21 protein-coding genes are annotated in these 14,940 nt (G+C 60.1%); 20 read left to right on the top strand and 1 reads right to left on the bottom strand.

Features of this window, described 5'->3' with window-relative positions:
* The first annotated feature begins 112 nt into the window (after positions 1 to 112).
* From fabD to mltG, 7 genes are all read left to right on the top strand, one after another.
* Entirely contained in the window at positions 113 to 1,051 is a 939-nt protein-coding gene (fabD, locus tag J7382_RS17290; protein ID WP_209070239.1) for an ACP S-malonyltransferase, read from the top strand.
* The gene (locus J7382_RS17295; protein WP_209070240.1) at positions 1,048 to 1,650 is read left to right on the top strand and encodes an alpha/beta hydrolase; all 603 of its coding nucleotides are present in this window, start codon (positions 1,048 to 1,050) and stop codon (positions 1,648 to 1,650) included. The genes fabD and J7382_RS17295 overlap by 4 nt, the downstream gene beginning before the upstream one ends.
* A 13-nt stretch (positions 1,651 to 1,663) precedes the next feature.
* Positions 1,664 to 2,401: a 3-oxoacyl-[acyl-carrier-protein] reductase gene (gene fabG / locus J7382_RS17300; RefSeq protein WP_209070241.1), complete on the top strand. Its 738-nt coding sequence runs from the start codon at positions 1,664 to 1,666 to the stop codon at positions 2,399 to 2,401.
* Positions 2,402 to 2,634: 233 nt separating this feature from the next.
* A complete protein-coding gene (locus J7382_RS17305) occupies positions 2,635 to 2,868 on the top strand; it encodes an acyl carrier protein (RefSeq protein WP_058240599.1) in 234 nt (77 codons plus the stop codon).
* Positions 2,869 to 3,109: 241 nt separating this feature from the next.
* Positions 3,110 to 3,853 carry a 1-(5-phosphoribosyl)-5-[(5-phosphoribosylamino)methylideneamino] imidazole-4-carboxamide isomerase gene (locus J7382_RS17310; RefSeq protein WP_209070242.1) on the top strand — a complete coding sequence of 248 codons (744 nt, stop codon included), beginning with the start codon at positions 3,110 to 3,112 and terminating at the stop codon, positions 3,851 to 3,853.
* Between the two features lie 201 nt (positions 3,854 to 4,054).
* Positions 4,055 to 5,314, top strand: coding sequence for a beta-ketoacyl-ACP synthase II (fabF, locus tag J7382_RS17315; protein WP_209070243.1), 1,260 nt, complete (start codon positions 4,055 to 4,057; stop codon positions 5,312 to 5,314).
* Positions 5,314 to 6,465: an endolytic transglycosylase MltG gene (mltG, locus tag J7382_RS17320; protein ID WP_209070244.1), complete on the top strand. Its 1,152-nt coding sequence runs from the start codon at positions 5,314 to 5,316 to the stop codon at positions 6,463 to 6,465. Before fabF ends, mltG begins: the two co-directional genes overlap by 1 nt.
* A 46-nt stretch (positions 6,466 to 6,511) precedes the next feature.
* Here the strand turns inward: mltG and J7382_RS17325 are convergent, their stop codons facing one another.
* Positions 6,512 to 6,718, bottom strand: coding sequence for a hypothetical protein (locus J7382_RS17325; protein ID WP_209070245.1), 207 nt, complete (start codon positions 6,716 to 6,718; stop codon positions 6,512 to 6,514).
* Positions 6,719 to 6,999: 281 nt separating this feature from the next.
* Here J7382_RS17325 and J7382_RS17330 point away from each other — a divergent pair, with 281 nt between their 5' ends.
* The 13 genes from J7382_RS17330 to J7382_RS17390 all read left to right on the top strand — a co-directional run.
* Complete coding sequence (locus tag J7382_RS17330) at positions 7,000 to 7,350, top strand: hypothetical protein (protein WP_209070246.1); 351 nt, start codon at positions 7,000 to 7,002, stop codon at positions 7,348 to 7,350.
* Positions 7,277 to 8,620 carry a terminase family protein gene (locus J7382_RS17335; protein WP_209070266.1) on the top strand — a complete coding sequence of 448 codons (1,344 nt, stop codon included), beginning with the start codon at positions 7,277 to 7,279 and terminating at the stop codon, positions 8,618 to 8,620. Before J7382_RS17330 ends, J7382_RS17335 begins: the two co-directional genes overlap by 74 nt.
* A 143-nt stretch (positions 8,621 to 8,763) precedes the next feature.
* Positions 8,764 to 9,969 (top strand): phage portal protein, encoded by a 1,206-nt coding sequence (locus J7382_RS17340; protein ID WP_247745083.1) that lies wholly within the window; start codon positions 8,764 to 8,766, stop codon positions 9,967 to 9,969.
* Complete coding sequence (locus tag J7382_RS17345) at positions 9,962 to 10,219, top strand: hypothetical protein (RefSeq protein ID WP_209070248.1); 258 nt, start codon at positions 9,962 to 9,964, stop codon at positions 10,217 to 10,219. The genes J7382_RS17340 and J7382_RS17345 overlap by 8 nt, the downstream gene beginning before the upstream one ends.
* 29 nt (positions 10,220 to 10,248) lie before the next feature.
* Positions 10,249 to 10,791, top strand: a complete 543-nt coding sequence (locus J7382_RS17350) for an HK97 family phage prohead protease (protein ID WP_209070249.1) — start codon at positions 10,249 to 10,251, stop codon at positions 10,789 to 10,791.
* A 39-nt stretch (positions 10,792 to 10,830) separates the two neighbouring features.
* Positions 10,831 to 12,012: a phage major capsid protein gene (locus J7382_RS17355; protein ID WP_209070250.1), complete on the top strand. Its 1,182-nt coding sequence runs from the start codon at positions 10,831 to 10,833 to the stop codon at positions 12,010 to 12,012.
* Between the two features lie 142 nt (positions 12,013 to 12,154).
* The gene (locus tag J7382_RS17360; RefSeq protein ID WP_209070251.1) at positions 12,155 to 12,754 is read left to right on the top strand and encodes a hypothetical protein; all 600 of its coding nucleotides are present in this window, start codon (positions 12,155 to 12,157) and stop codon (positions 12,752 to 12,754) included.
* Positions 12,751 to 13,092, top strand: coding sequence for a head-tail adaptor protein (locus J7382_RS17365; protein ID WP_209070252.1), 342 nt, complete (start codon positions 12,751 to 12,753; stop codon positions 13,090 to 13,092). The genes J7382_RS17360 and J7382_RS17365 overlap by 4 nt, the downstream gene beginning before the upstream one ends.
* A complete protein-coding gene (locus tag J7382_RS17370) occupies positions 13,089 to 13,505 on the top strand; it encodes a DUF3168 domain-containing protein (protein WP_209070253.1) in 417 nt (138 codons plus the stop codon). The genes J7382_RS17365 and J7382_RS17370 overlap by 4 nt, the downstream gene beginning before the upstream one ends.
* 15 nt (positions 13,506 to 13,520) lie before the next feature.
* Entirely contained in the window at positions 13,521 to 13,934 is a 414-nt protein-coding gene (locus J7382_RS17375; protein WP_209070254.1) for a phage major tail protein, TP901-1 family, read from the top strand.
* Positions 13,935 to 13,937: 3 nt separating this feature from the next.
* Complete coding sequence (locus tag J7382_RS17380) at positions 13,938 to 14,273, top strand: gene transfer agent family protein (protein WP_209070255.1); 336 nt, start codon at positions 13,938 to 13,940, stop codon at positions 14,271 to 14,273.
* Positions 14,260 to 14,487, top strand: coding sequence for a rcc01693 family protein (locus J7382_RS17385; RefSeq protein WP_209070256.1), 228 nt, complete (start codon positions 14,260 to 14,262; stop codon positions 14,485 to 14,487). The genes J7382_RS17380 and J7382_RS17385 overlap by 14 nt, the downstream gene beginning before the upstream one ends.
* A partial coding sequence (locus J7382_RS17390; RefSeq protein WP_209070257.1) for a phage tail tape measure protein occupies positions 14,480 to 14,940 on the top strand: 461 nt, incomplete at its 3' end. The genes J7382_RS17385 and J7382_RS17390, both read left to right, overlap by 8 nt.

The following is a 14,940-nucleotide window of genomic DNA, read 5'->3' on the forward strand; positions in this document are numbered from 1 at the left end:
GTGCGGTTCTGCGCAGTTCTGTGCGTTTGAGACATAATTGAGCAGGCTAATGACGTTGCGTAGGCGCGCGCTGCACGCTATGCCAAACCAAAGATTTACGAGGAGAGCCGTAATGAGCCGTGCATTTGTATTTCCCGGACAAGGGGCGCAGACCATTGGTATGGGCAAGGCGCTGGCCGATGCCTATCCGGAGGCGAAGGCCATTTTTGACGAGGTGGATGACGCATTGGGCGAAAAGCTGAGCGGGTTGATCTGGGAAGGGGAGCAGGATGTGCTGACCCTGACACAGAATGCCCAACCGGCGCTGATGGCGACTTCTCTTGCGGCGATGAAAGCCCTTGAAGCGGAAGGCGTGACCATTGCGGCGGCCTCTTGTGTGGCAGGCCATTCGCTGGGCGAGTATTCGGCTTTGGCGGCAGCGGGTGCCTTAAGTGTTGGGGACACCGCACGTCTTTTGCGCACGCGTGGCGAGGCGATGCAGGCGGCTGTGCCAGTGGGCGAAGGCGCTATGGCGGCCATTCTGGGGTTGGATTTCGCCGCTGTACAGGAGGTGGCCGAGGCCGCAGCACAGGGCGATGTCTGTCAGGCGGCCAATGACAATGATCCGACACAGGTTGTGGTGTCTGGTGCCAAAGCCGCCGTGGAACGTGCGGCAGAGCTGGCCAAGGAAAAAGGCGCGCGTCGCGCGGTGATGTTGCCGGTGAGCGCACCCTTCCACTGTGCCCTGATGCAGCCAGCCGCTGATGTGATGGCAGAAGCGTTGGCCAATGTGGAAATCAAAGCGCCCGCGGTGCCTGTGATTGCCAATGTGCGTGCCGCAGCGGTGAGCGATCCTGCAGAAATTCGTCAATTGCTGGTGGAACAGGTGACAGGATCTGTGCGCTGGCGCGAATCGGTGCAGATGATGGCGGGTGATGGCGTGACAGAATTCTGGGAAGTTGGTGCCGGTAAGGCCCTGTCGGGCATGATCCGCAAGATCGACCGGGCCAATGGTGTCCGCGCCGTGGGCACGCCTGAAGATGTGGTCGCAGCGGCGGAGAGCCTGAAGTGAAGCGGCGCTTTCTCGCGGCCTCTCTTGTCGCAGGTCTCGGCCTGCTAGCAGGCTGCGTGCATCTGCAGGTGGCCTATCTTAACTCAGTGGACAGCATCAATTTTGAGGCGGATGGTGCAGATATGCGGGTGTCGGGCACCCTCAATCAGCACAGCCTTGCCGCTTTCAATGAGGCGATTGCGGCCCATCCGGAGGTCACCCGTCTTGTGTTGCTGAATGTGCCGGGGTCGGTCGATGATGACACCAACCTGCAACTGGGGCATCGGGTGCGGGATCTCGGACTGGACACGCATTTGACGGCCGAGAGCGAAGTGCATTCTGGTGGAACCGATCTGTTCCTTGCAGGCCAAGAGCGCAGTATGGAAGAGGGGGCGGTGATTGGCGTGCACAGCTGGGCTGCGGGTTATACGCAGGGCAAGGACATCCCGCGCGATGATCCGGTGCATACAGCCTATGTGGAGTACACTGCACGCATGTTGGGCAGTGCAGATTTTTATTGGTTCACGCTGGAGGCAGCGCCCGTGGAAGAGAGCCACGAGATGACGCCTGCGGAAATTTCAGAATACGGGCTGTTGACCAAGCCTGTGGTGAGAAACTGAGAGAGACAGAGAAATGTTTGATCTGACAGGAAAAACCGCGCTGGTGACCGGCGCATCCGGGGGCATTGGTGGGGCGATTGCCAAGGCGCTGCATGAAGCGGGGGCCACTGTTGGCCTGTCTGGCACCCGTGTGGAGCCCCTTGAGGCGCTGGCGGCGGAGTTGGGCGAGCGGGCGCATGTGCTGCCTTGTAACCTGAGCGACGCAGACGCGGTGGATGCGCTGCCAAAGCAGGCGATCGCCGCAATGGGCAGTGTTGATATTCTGGTGAACAACGCCGGCATCACCCGCGACCAGATTTTCATGCGCATGTCTGATGAGGAATGGCAGAGCGTGCTGGATGTGAACCTGACCAGCACCATGCGCCTGTGCCGGGGTGTGATGCGCCCGATGATGAAGGCGCGCTGGGGCCGTATTGTGAATGTGACCTCTGTTGTGGGCCACACAGGCAATCCGGGTCAGGCCAACTATGCTGCCTCCAAAGCGGGCATGCTGGGGCTGACAAAATCCATCGCTTATGAAGTGGCAAGCCGTGGCATCACCGCCAATGCGGTTGCGCCGGGCTTCATTGCCACCGCGATGACCGACAAGCTGACCGATGATCAGAAAGACAAGATCAACCAGCAGATTCCTGCTGCACGTATGGGCGGCGCGGACGAGATTGCCGCAGCCGTGCTCTATCTGGCCAGCGCCGAGGCAGGTTATGTGACTGGCACCACCTTGCATGTGAATGGTGGCATGGCCATGTTGTGAGCGTTTGCGCCCCACTGTATAGGGGGCGCAATTGTCGCCGGTGAAAGCGTTTGCGTTGTGAAGCGGATGTGTTATAGGCGGCGAGTATTTTCCGGGTACCCGCGACTATGGGTGGACGGAGACCTTCCGGGGAGCACCGGACCAGCACCGTCCCGGATGGGGCAAATTAAGACCCGCCCGGGTGGGTGGGAGTTCAAACGGGCCAAAGCGCCCAAGACGCATGAGGAATTGACATGAGCGACGTCGCAGACCGCGTGAAAAAGATCGTTGTAGAGCACCTGGGTGTGGAAGAAGACAAAGTTGTGGAAGCAGCTTCTTTCATCGATGATCTGGGCGCAGACAGCCTCGATACCGTGGAACTGGTAATGGCTTTTGAAGAAGAGTTCGGCATCGAGATCCCGGACGATGCAGCCGAAACCATCCAGACCTTCGGCGACGCAGTGAAGTTCATCTCCGAAGCTTCCTAAGCTGATAGAATTCAGAAACCGCCGCTTGATTGGCGTTTCTGCAATTCATACGCGAAACATATGAATGGCGCTTTCCTTGAGGGAAAGCGCCATTTTTCTTTTGGTGGATTTGCGCCGTTTATCGACGGGGATGTGCCGCTTCGCCGTTGGCAAATGCATTGGGTTGGCGGGAGACATTTGAGTTATTGATCCTAATTTGCGCTACAATGGAGCGCACAAACATAAGTGGAGACAACAGATCATGATGATTTTTCCGACGATGGAGCTCTTGAACGGGCGCTGCGTTACCTTGAACAAAGGTAACCTAGAAGATCCGATGCTCTGGCATGTCGATCCTGTGGAAACCGCAAAAGGATTTGCTGTGGCCGGAGCTGAATGGATGCATCTGACCGATTTTAATGCATTGCAGGGGGACAATAGCAACGAAGCGCTTGTCGAAGAGATTATTCGGACTGTTGGTATACCGGTGCAGCTTGGCGGAGGCATACGGTCGCGTGAGCGGGCAGAATATTGGATTGAAAAAGGCGCGGCGCGTGTGGTGGTGGGCACGATGGCGGCCTATGATCCGCAGGCAGTGCGCGATATGGCGCATGCCTATCCTGATCAGGTTGTTCTGGCCGTAGATGTCTGGGAAGGGCAGGTGATGACCGAGGGTTGGCGCCAGAGCGGTGCTTTTGAGCCTGCGGCGTTTGTTGCAGCTTTTGAAGATGCGCCTTTTGCGGCGATCAAGGTGACTGATATCGCCAGCGATATGAGCGATCTTGACGCCCAGCTTGGGTTGATTTCGGGCATCGCGGAAAGTGCCAAAGCCCCCGTGATTGCCAGCGGTGTTGTGCGCAATGTAGATGACATTTCGCGTCTGAAATACGTGCGTAACATTGCTGGTGCTTTGGTGGGGCGCGCCTTGTTCCGGAAAACAGCCACACTCGAAGAGATTCTGGCGACAGCGCAACCGGAGCCGGAAGCAGTGGCCGATTTCCTCTAACAGTATGTCTATTGGCTGCGGCAGGATTTTGCCTGAGGCGTTTGTCTGTTTCACGCGTCAGGGTTGAAATACCTGCCGCAGTTTACTTACGATGGCGGGATTGCATGCGAGGAGTAGTCAGTTGAAGTTCAGCCGCTCTTGCCCATTGGGGGGGAAGCGGGGTATGAGGCTGCAAAAGACTTCTGAGGAAGGGCATAGAAAATGCGTCGTGTTGTCGTCACCGGGCTTGGGCTCGTCACTCCTTTGGCTTCCGGTGTGGAAGAAAGCTGGTCTCGCATTCTGGACGGACAGTCCGGTGCAGGCACCATCACCCGTTTCAATCCTGAGCGTGTCACCACCAAATACGCCTGTGAAGTGCCTTATGGCGACGGCAGCGATGGCACCTTCAATCCAGACGACTGGATGGCGCCAAAAGAGCGCCGCAAGGTGGATGATTTTATTCTCTACGGTCTGGCGGCCTCGCAGATGGCGGTTGAAGACAGCGGATGGATGCCAGAGGACACCGAGTCCCTTGAGCGTACCGGTGTGATGATTGGGTCCGGCATCGGCGGTCTGCAGTCGATTGAGCAGACCACGCTGATGATGGCGGAAAAAGGCCCACGTCGTGTGTCGCCCTTCTTTATTCCCGGCGCGCTGATCAATCTGATCTCTGGTCAGGTCAGCATCAAATACGGCTTCAAAGGGCCAAACCATTCGGTTGTGACCGCCTGTTCTACGGGCGCGCATGCGATTGGAGATGCCGCGCGTTTGATCGCCTCTGACGATGCGGATGTGATGGTTGCTGGTGGCGGTGAAGCGGCGATTTGTGAAATTGGTATTGCGGGCTTTAACGCCTGTAAGGCGCTCTCCACCAGCCGTGCAGATGATCCAACCAAAGCCTCGCGGCCCTATGATGCGGACCGAGACGGTTTTGTCATGGGCGAGGGTGCAGGCATTGTTGTTCTGGAAGAATATGAGCACGCCAAGGCGCGTGGCGCCAAGATCTATGCCGAGGTTCTGGGCTATGGTCTGTCCGGCGATGCGTATCACATCACCGCGCCTGCAGAGAGCGGTGAGGGCGGTGAACGCTCCATGCGCGCAGCTCTGAAGAAGGCCGGTCTTGAGCCCAAGGATATCGACTACATCAACGCACATGGCACCTCTACGATGGCCGATACCATCGAGCTTGGCGCTGTGGAGCGGATGATGGGCGAACATGCCAGCAAGGTCACCATGTCTTCGACAAAGTCGATGACCGGTCACCTTCTGGGCGCTGCCGGTGCGATTGAAGCGATTTTCTCGATCCTTGCCATTCGCGATCAGGTGGCACCGCCGACCATCAACCTTGACACTCAGGCGGTGGAGACCGCGATTGACCTTGCGCCGAACAAAAAGGTGGAGCGGGAGATCAATGTGGCGCTGTCCAACAGCTTTGGCTTTGGTGGCACCAATGCATCGGTGATCTTTGGAAAGGTTGATTGATGTGGCGCGCATTTGCGTCTAACGCACTTACTCTATTGATTGTGGCGCTCTTCCTTCTGGGGGGCGTCATCCTTTTTGGGCAATCCACCTATCGCGCTGCTGGGCCTTTGACGGAAGCGGTCTGTCTGCGGGTGCAGCCGGGCTCCAACATGGGCCGTGTTTCTACGGATCTGGAGCAGCGCGGTGCCATTGCCAATGGCATGCTGTTTCGGGTTGGTGCGGACTATTCTGACAAATCCGACAAGCTGAAAGCCGGGGCCTTTCTGGTGCCTGCCGGTGCTTCCATGGAAGAGATCGTGGAGATCGTGACTCGTGGCGGCGCAAGCACCTGTGGCACCGAAGTGGTCTATCGGGTGGGGGTGACACGTAAAACCGTGCAGGTGCGTGAACTGGATCCGGCGACGGGGCGGTTTGTCGAAGTCGTGTCTTTCAACCCTGCCGAGGAAGAAGCCCCAGCGGATTACACCCGCGTGCGGGCGGAAGCCGATACGCGCTATCGTATTGCTGTGGCTGAGGGTGTGACCAGCTGGCAGGTGATGGACTCGCTCAACAATATTGAGCTGCTGAGCGGGGAGATTTCGCGCCCTGCAGAGGGGGTGCTTGCGCCCGACAGCTATGAAGTGCGTGTGGGAGACACACGTGAGAGCGTGATTGCGCGCATGCAGGAAGCGCAGGAGATCCTGGTGGCCGCGGCCTGGGAAAGTCGTGCCGAAGATGTGCCGCTGAATTCGCCAGAAGAGCTGCTCATTCTGGCCTCTATCATCGAGAAAGAGACGGGTGTGGCGGAAGAGCGTCGGCAGGTGGCCAGCGTGTTTGCCAACCGTCTGGATCGTGGCATGCGGTTGCAGACCGACCCGACGGTGATTTATGGGGTCACTGAAGGTGTGGGCGTTCTGGGCCGGGGCCTGCGGCAAAGCGAACTGCGCCGGGAAACCCCATGGAACACCTATGTGATCGAAGGGTTGCCACCGACCCCAATTGCCAACCCGGGGCGGGCCAGTCTGGAAGCGGCGGCGAACCCGGATGAGACGCCGTATATCTTCTTTGTGGCGGATGGGACCGGGGGGCATGCCTTTGCCACAACCCTGTCGGAGCATAATCAGAACGTCGCCAAGTGGCGTCAGATTGAAGCCGAGCGGGCCAATCAGTAAGCACAGATCAGAGTACAAAAGAACGCGGCGCTTTGGGGCCGCGTTTTTACTTTCTCAAAGTGCTGTCTGTCATGCTGGTTAGGGCGTGTACGGAGATCGCTGGAGGTTTTTGAAAGGACGTCGTCACGGCGTCGATGGCGGGGCCGGCCTGTACTGTGCCAAAGAAGCACATGATGGCAAGCGTGACACGCAGCCGCCAGTGGTGGCTTTTACGCTGCGTAGATTGTGTAAAGTCCAAACGTGTTGATTGCATCACGGCCCCCTCACAGTAGCCTTGCGCCATCCCACCACAACAGAGTTTAGATTTTGATAACGGCGTGAATATGGCCTTGGGACATCTTGTGGTTTTAGGGCGGCAACAGGGTGCGTTCTTTCTGTTAATTTATTGATAAGTATAAGAAATTGATTTCTACCGTTACGAGTTTTAGCATCGGTTTACTGGAGCCTGGTGGCTGTTTGTGGCGGATTTGAGCCATCGCAGGCCATGAGATTTATGCGGAGGGGATCACTGCGCATGAGAGGCAATGAGCATCGATGACACAGAAATTTTCGCCCGATGGCGCGCGTGCGCTGGATCCTGAGCTGCGCATGTTGCGCGGGCTGTTGGCCAAAATCAGCGAGGAGCTGCTGCAGCTCTATGATGGGTTGCGCTCCGGTGACGGTGTGAGCGGCCCGATCACTCAGCGCAAGTTGGGAGAGATGCGGCATTGTCTGAGGCTGGTATTCTTGATGGAGACGGATTTTGAAGAACGCAGAGCAAAGCAGCAGGGTGCGGCCAGAACAGCCCCCCTCGATCTCACCGTTGCCCGATCTGAAATTGGGCGCAAGCTGGATCGCCTCCGCACCAGCGTCAGTGCAGCAGGAGTTTCTGGACAGTCTGAGTGAAACGGCGCTTTTGGCCTTGCCGTTTCTGTTTGAGTTCTGGGCCATGCCGCACCAACTGCCGCCTGATGGTGATTGGAAGACCTGGGTGATCTTGGGCGGGCGTGGGGCCGGGAAGACCCGCGCCGGAGCGGAATGGGTGCGCGGTATGGTGGAAGGCCTCGGGCCGGGGGATCCGGGACAGGCGCGGCGGGTGGCGCTGGTGGGGGAGACCATCGATCAGGTGCGCGAAGTGATGGTGTTTGGCGACAGTGGGCTGATCGCCTGTGCGCCGCCGGATCGACGTCCCACTTGGGAAGCCGGGCGTCGGCGGTTGATCTGGCCCAATGGGGCGGTGGCGCAGGCGTTTTCGGCGCATGACCCGGAGAGCCTACGTGGGCCGCAGTTCGATGCGGCCTGGGTGGATGAGTTCGCGAAATGGCGCAAGGCGCAGGAGACATGGGATATGTTGCAGTTTGCGTTACGACTTGGCGACAATCCAAGACAAGTGGTAACAACGACACCGCGCAATATTGGGGTGCTTAAGCAGCTTTTGAGGGCTCCCAGCACGGTGCAGAGCCATGCCCGCACAGAGGACAATCGCGCCAATCTGGCAGACAGTTTCCTTCAGGAAGTGGAGGCGCGCTATGCGGGGACGCGGCTGGGCCGGCAGGAGCTGGAAGGGCTTTTGCTGGAAGAGGCCGAGGGCGCGCTCTGGCGCTCAGCGCAGCTTGAGAGTTTGCAGCGCGACAGCCTGCCGGAGATGGACCGGATTGTGGTGGCGGTGGATCCGCCGGTGAGCGGGCATGCGGGCTCGGATGAATGCGGTATCGTGGTGGTTGGGGCCCACACCAAAGGCCCGGTGCAGGGCTGGCGGGCCTGCGTTCTGGATGACGTGAGCTTGCGCGCCGCCAGCCCGGATAGCTGGGCGCGTGTGGCGCTGACCGCGATGGAGAGCTGGGGCGCAGATCGGCTGGTGGCGGAGGTCAATCAGGGGGGGGATCTGGTGCAGGCGGTGATCACCCAGATTGATCCTTTGGTGCCTTACAAGGCCGTGCGGGCGAGCCGGGGCAAGGCGGCGCGCGCAGAGCCAGTGGCGGCGCTTTATGAGCAGGGGCGCGTGCAACACATGCGTGGGCTTGGTGCGCTGGAAGATCAGATGTGTGAGATGACGCAGCGTGGCTATGTCGGCGCGGGTAGCCCGGACCGTGTGGATGCGCTGGTTTGGGCGCTGCATGAGCTGATCATTGCCCCCTCTGCCAAATGGCGTGCGCCGCGCTTGAGGAATCTATGACGCAGACGCCGCAACACCAACCGGACGCTGAGATAGGAACAGATTAAATCAAATGAGAGATAACTGATCCTGTCCAGAGCGGAGGTGGCACACCGACTTGGAGCAAGACGAGCACAACGATCAAGATGAGCGGGAGCGCGGGAATGCTGGGAAAGTTGTTTCAGACAAAGGCAGCACAGGGCGATATGGCGCATAAGGCGAGCGCTGCGGGGCCGGTGATTGCCTGGCATGGGGCGGGCCGGGTGGCGTGGAGCCCGAGGGACACCGTGTCACTCACACGGACGGGCTTTGCTGCCAACCCTGTGGGGTTTCGTGCGGTGCGCATGATTTCCGAAGCAGCCGCTGCGCTGCCGCTGATCCTGCAGGACAGCCATGCGCGCTATGACGATCATCCTCTGCTGAGCCTGCTGCGCCGTCCCAATGGCGGGCAGGGACAGAGCGAGCTGCTGGAGGCGCTCTATGGTCAACTGGTTCTGTCGGGGAATGGCTATGTTGAGGCTGTAGGTGGGGCACCGGACCAGAATGGGGCACCGCTGCCTCAGGAGTTGCATGTGCTGCGGTCGGATCGCATGCGGGTGGTGCCCGGCGCAGATGGCTGGCCGGTGGCCTTTGAATATGCCGTGGGCGCGCGCAAGCATCGCTTTGCCGTGGGAGATGTTTCGCCGATCTGCCATATCAAGACCTTTCATCCGCAGGATGACCACTATGGGCTTTCTCCATTGCAGGCGGCGGCCATGGCGCTGGATGTGCACAACAGTGCCTCGCGTTGGTCCAAGGCTTTGCTGGACAATGCAGCGCGGCCTTCAGGGGCGATTGTGTACAAAGGCTATGAAGGTCAGGGCAGTTTGCCCAATGAGCAATATGAGCGGTTGGTGAGCGAGATGGAAAGCCACCATCAGGGCGCGCGCAATGCCGGGCGGCCGATGCTGCTGGAGGGGGGATTGGATTGGAAACCCATGGGATTTTCGCCCAGCGATATGGAATTTCAGAAAACCAAGGAGGCCGCGGCGCGCGAAGTGGCGCTGGCCTTTGGGGTGCCACCTATGTTGCTGGGCATTCCGGGGGATGCGACCTACGCCAACTATCAGGAGGCCAATCGGGCTTTTTACCGGCTGACGGTATTGCCTTTGGCACAGCGGGTGACAGCGGCGCTTGGCAGTTGGTTGTCGCGCCAAACGGGGGATGCGCTGCAATTGAGCCCGGACCTGGATCAGGTGGCTGCCCTGGCACCGGAGCGGGATGCGCAATGGGCGCGTGTCAGCGCCGCGCCGTTTTTGACGGATGAAGAGAAACGCGCGCTGCTGGGACTGCCACTGCGTGTGACGCAGGGTGGGGATGCGGATGGGTGATCAGAGGTTTGGCTTTGAGCGGTTTGCCACAAGCCGGTTTGCGCCGGATCATTTTGACTGTGCGCCGGGGCTGCGGCTTGAGGCGCATGAGAGGGTCGCAAAGTTGCAGTTTGAGAGTTTGAACCGGCGTCTGGATAAGATCGAAGCGCTGATTGAGCGGTTGGAACGGCGGTTGTGGCTTGCGGTGTATGGCGTGGTGGCTGTGGTGTTGGCGCAGGCGTTTCAGTCGGTGCTTGCGTCGTTGCCGTAGGAAAGGATGCGAGAGGGAAAGGATATTGCATGACGGAGTTGGAAACAAAATTTGCCCGTTTTGACACCGGGCTTTCCGTTGAAAATGACGGGCAGATTGCGGGGTATGCCAGCCTGTTCGGTCGTGTCGATCAAGGCGGTGATGTGGTGCAAGCCGGTGCCTATGGCGTGTCTCTGACGGCGCTGAAGGCAAGCGGGCGGCAGGTGAAAATGCTCTGGCAGCATGATCCGAGCCAGCTGATTGGTATTTGGGATGAGGTGCGGGAGGACGCGAAAGGTCTCTGGGTCAAGGGGCGGCTTCTGGAGAGCGTGGCCAAGGGGCGCGAGGCGGCGGTCCTGATCGCGGCGGGGGCGCTGGATGGTCTGTCGATTGGCTATCGCACCAAACGCGCCAGAAAGACCGGCAAGGGCGGTCGGCTTTTGCAGGAGGTTGAGCTGTGGGAGGTGTCGCTGGTGACCTTTCCGATGCTGCCCACCGCGCGGCTAACGGCGAAGGAGGAGATCCCTTTGAAGATGCTGCGCGACATGGCCGCGGTCTTTGAACAGGCCGGGCGAGAGATGGCGCAGCGCTGAACGCGCGCGCAAAACAGAACAGAAAACAGGAACAGTATGATGAGCAAAACCGAGAGCGACTCTCGGATCGGAGAAGATGTGTCTCCGGTTCAAGATGTGAAGGCGGCAGTGGCGGCATTCATGAAGAGTTTCAAAGCCTTTCGAGGTGATGTGCAGGCAGATTTGAAGCAGCAGAAAGAGCGATTGACCATGTTGGAACGCACAAATATTCAGGCGGCGCGGCCGCAGTTGTCGGCGGGGTATGATCACCATGCTCCCCATCAGAAGGCTTTTGACGCCTATCTCCGTACCGGCGAAGATGACGGGCTGCGGGGACTGGAGTTGGAAGGCAAGGCCATGTCTTCATCCGTGAACAGCGATGGTGGATATCTGGTGGATCCGCAGACGGCGGAGACCATCAAATCGGTACTCAACAGCACGGCCAGCATTCGAGCTATTGCCAATGTGGTGACGGTTGAGGCGGGCTCGTTTGACGTGTTGATTGACAGCACGGATGTGGAGGCGGGCTGGGCGGATGAAACATCGGCACGGAGCGAAACCACCACCTCCACAATTGAGCGGATTTCCATTCCGCTGCATGAGTTGTCGGCCTTGCCCAAAGCCTCGCAGCGGCTGTTGGATGACAGCGCCTTTGACATTGAAGCCTGGCTGGCGGGGCGGATTGCAGACAAGTTTGCCCGTGCAGAGGCGGCAGCTTTCATCACCGGGGATGGCGTGGACAAGCCAACCGGCATTCTGACCCATCCTGTTGTGGCAGAGGCGAGCTGGAGCTGGGGCAATCTGGGCTATGTGGCCACGGGCGTGGACGGGGATTTTGATGACGGTGATGCGCTTGTGGATCTGGTCTATGCCTTGGGGGCGCAGTATCGCGCCAACGGCAGTTTCGTGATGAACTCCAAGACCGCTGGGGCGGTGCGCAAGCTTAAGGATGCGGATGGGCGGTTCCTTTGGTCTGACGGGCTGGCGGCGGGGGAGCCGGCGCGTCTGCTCGGATATCCGGTGCTGATTGCCGAGGATATGCCCGACATCGCCAGTGATGCGGATGCCATTGCTTTTGGTGATTTTGCGGCGGGCTATACGGTGGCAGAACGGCCTGATTTGCGCGTTCTGCGTGATCCGTTCAGCGCCAAGCCTCATGTGCTGTTTTACGCCACCAAACGCATTGGCGGTGATGTGAGCGATTTTGCTGCGATCAAGCTGCTGCGCTTTGCTGTGAGCTGATCCCTCGGGTGGGTGCGCGGTGCTTTGCCGCGTATCCGGGCGCGCGTCGGACTGCGTCACGTTGTCTGGCTTACCCCCTCCGTTGAAGCGACGTGAGGACGCGCGTCCGCAAATGAGCTTCGTGTGTTTTTGGAGTTTTTCCATGATGTTAATCGAAGAAACTCAGGTGTCTTCTGCGGTTTTGCCAGTGGCCGCCTTCAAAGAGCATCTGCGGCTTGGCAGCGGCTTTGCGGAGGACAGTTTGCAAGATGGGTTGCTTGAGAGTTTTTTGCGGGCGGCGCTGAGCGCAGTGGAGGCCCGCACCGGTAAGATCCTGTTGCAGCGTGATTTTGCCTGGACGCTTTATGGCACAGGTACGGCTGAGGCGCAGGGGTTGCCCGTGGCGCCGGTGCAGGCGGTGTCGGCCATGGTTTTGACCGATGCACAGGGCGGTGAAGTGACTGTGGCCACCAGCGCCTATCAGCTGGTGCAGGATGGCCATCGCCCCATTGTGAGGGCGACGTCGGGCGCGTTGCCACAGGTGCCTGCGAAGGGCAGTTTGACCATTCGGTTCACGGCGGGATTTGGGGCTGATTGGGCCTCTGTGCCTGCGGATCTGAGACAGGCGGTATTTCTGCTGGCGGCGCATTTCTATGAGTTTCGGCAGGACACGCGGCTGAGTGAAGGCTGTATGCCATTTGGTGTGACCAGTCTGCTTGAGCGCTATCGTGTGCGCCGGATGACGCTGGGAGCGGGGACATGAGCGCGCCGGTGACATTGTCGCGTCACCTGCTGCTGGAGCGGCCGGTGTCGGCCCCGGATGGTGCGGGTGGCTTTGCGCGAAGCTGGGAAGGGCTTGGCACGGTCTGGGCAGAGATGCGCGCGCGTGGCGGCGGCGAAAGAGATGGGGGCGCGGTCACGTTGAGCGCAGCGCGGTATCGCGTGACCCTGCGCGGGGCACCGGTGGGCAGCAGCCTGCGCCCGACGCCGGAATGCCGGTTTCGAGAAGGCACACGGGTGTTCGCGATTGAGACGGTGACCGAGGCGGATGAGCTCGGGCGCTATCTGATCTGTCATGTGGTTGAAGAGGTGGCGACATGAGCTATGGCGTGGGCGCGGCGTTGCAGACTGCGATCTATCAACGGCTTGCGGCGGATGCCACGTTGGCGACAGTGGTGGGCGACGCCATTTATGACGCCATGCCGCGTGGCAAACTGCCACCGCTTTATGTGGCGCTTGGGGCGGAGACCGTGCGGGATCGTTCCGATGGCAGCGGGCGGGGTGCAGAGCATCGCTTTGTGGTCTCGGTGATCGGCACGCGTGATGGGTTCAAACAGGTGAAAGCGGCGGCGGTTGCGGTGAGTGACGCGCTGATTGAGGCCGATATGAGCCTGAGCCGGGGACGCCTTGTGGCGCTTCATTTTGAGCGGGCGCAGGCGCGGCGGGTCACCGCCCGCAATCTGCGGCGGATCGATCTGCGCTTTGTGGCGCGGGTGGAAGACAATCACAGCTAACATGTGGAGAGAGAGATGGGCGCACAGAGCGGCAAAGACCTGTTGATCAAGGTCGATCTGACCGGGAACGGGCAATTTGAAACTGTGGCTGGGCTGCGGGCGACGCGGATCAGTTTCAATGCGGAAAGCGTGGATGTGACCTCGCTGGACAGTCAGGGAGGCTGGCGTGAGTTGCTGGCCGGGGCGGGGATGAAATCGGCGACGCTGAGCGGATCGGGTGTGTTCAAAGATGCCAGCACGGATGAGCGGGCGCGCCAGATTTTCTTTGATGGGGAAACCCCGGCGTTTCAGGTGATCCTCCCGGATTTTGGCACTGTGGAAGGCCCGTTTCAGATCACTGCGATCGAATATGCCGGCACGCATAATGGCGAGGCGACCTATGAGGTGTCTCTGGCCAGTGCGGGTGCGCTGAGTTTCGAGGCGGCGTGAGCCATGGCCAATCCTTTTGCGTGTGAAGTGGCCCTCACCATGGATGGGCAGCGCCATGTGCTCAAGCTGACGCTGGGCGCGCTGGCAGAGCTTGAGGCGGGTCTTGGCGAGGACACGCTTGTTGCGCTGATCCGCCGGTTTGAGAGCGGTGCTTTTGCCAGCCGGGATGTGCTGGCGCTGATTGTGGCTGGGTTGCGGGGCGGGGGCTGGCAGGGTCACACACAGGATCTGCTGCGCGCAGATATTGAGGGTGGTCCGATGGAGGCTGCACGGGTGGCGGCGCAGCTTTTGGTGTTGGCCTTTGGCACCTCCGCAGGAGGCGGCGATGGCGGCGTTTGACTGGCCCGCGCTGCGGATGGCGGGGCTGCGCGGGTTGGGGCTGACGCCTGACGTCTTCTGGGCGCTTACCCCGGTGGAGTTGATGGTGATGCTGGGGGCGGGCTCCGGGGCGGAGGCCCTGTCACGGGCGGGTTTTGAGGCGCTGATGCAAAGTTATCCAGATGGGCAGTTCGGCGCGGGATATGCGCCTCAAGAGGAGAGCGGTGATGGATGATCTGGAGGATTTTGAGGGTCAGGTGGAGGCGCTTGAGGGGAGCCTTGGACAGGCCACGGCGATGGTGGCGGGCTTTGATGGCGAGCTGCGCCGGATGCAGCAGGCCCTAGGGGCGACGGGGCAAGATATGGCCACGCTGGAGAAGGGCATCGGACGCGGTTTGCGCAAGGCGTTTGATGGATTGGCCTTTGACGGGATGAAGCTGTCAGATGCGCTGCAGACCTTGGCGCAGACGATGATTGATGCGGCGTACCGCGCGGCTCTCACGCCTGTGGTGGATCAGATTGGCGAGGCAGTTTCTGGCGGCATAGGTGGGTTGATTGCCGATGTTCTGCCCTTTGCTAAGGGGGCGGGATTTGCGCAGGGGCGGGTGATGCCCTTTGCGCAGGGCGGTGTGGTGAGCGGGCCGGTGAGCTTTCCGATGCGCGGTGGGCGTGGGCTGATGGGGGAGGC

Origin of the sequence: Shimia sp. R11_0 (genome assembly GCF_017744035.1) — a bacterium.
Taxonomy (GTDB): Bacteria; Pseudomonadota; Alphaproteobacteria; order Rhodobacterales; family Rhodobacteraceae; genus Shimia; species Shimia marina.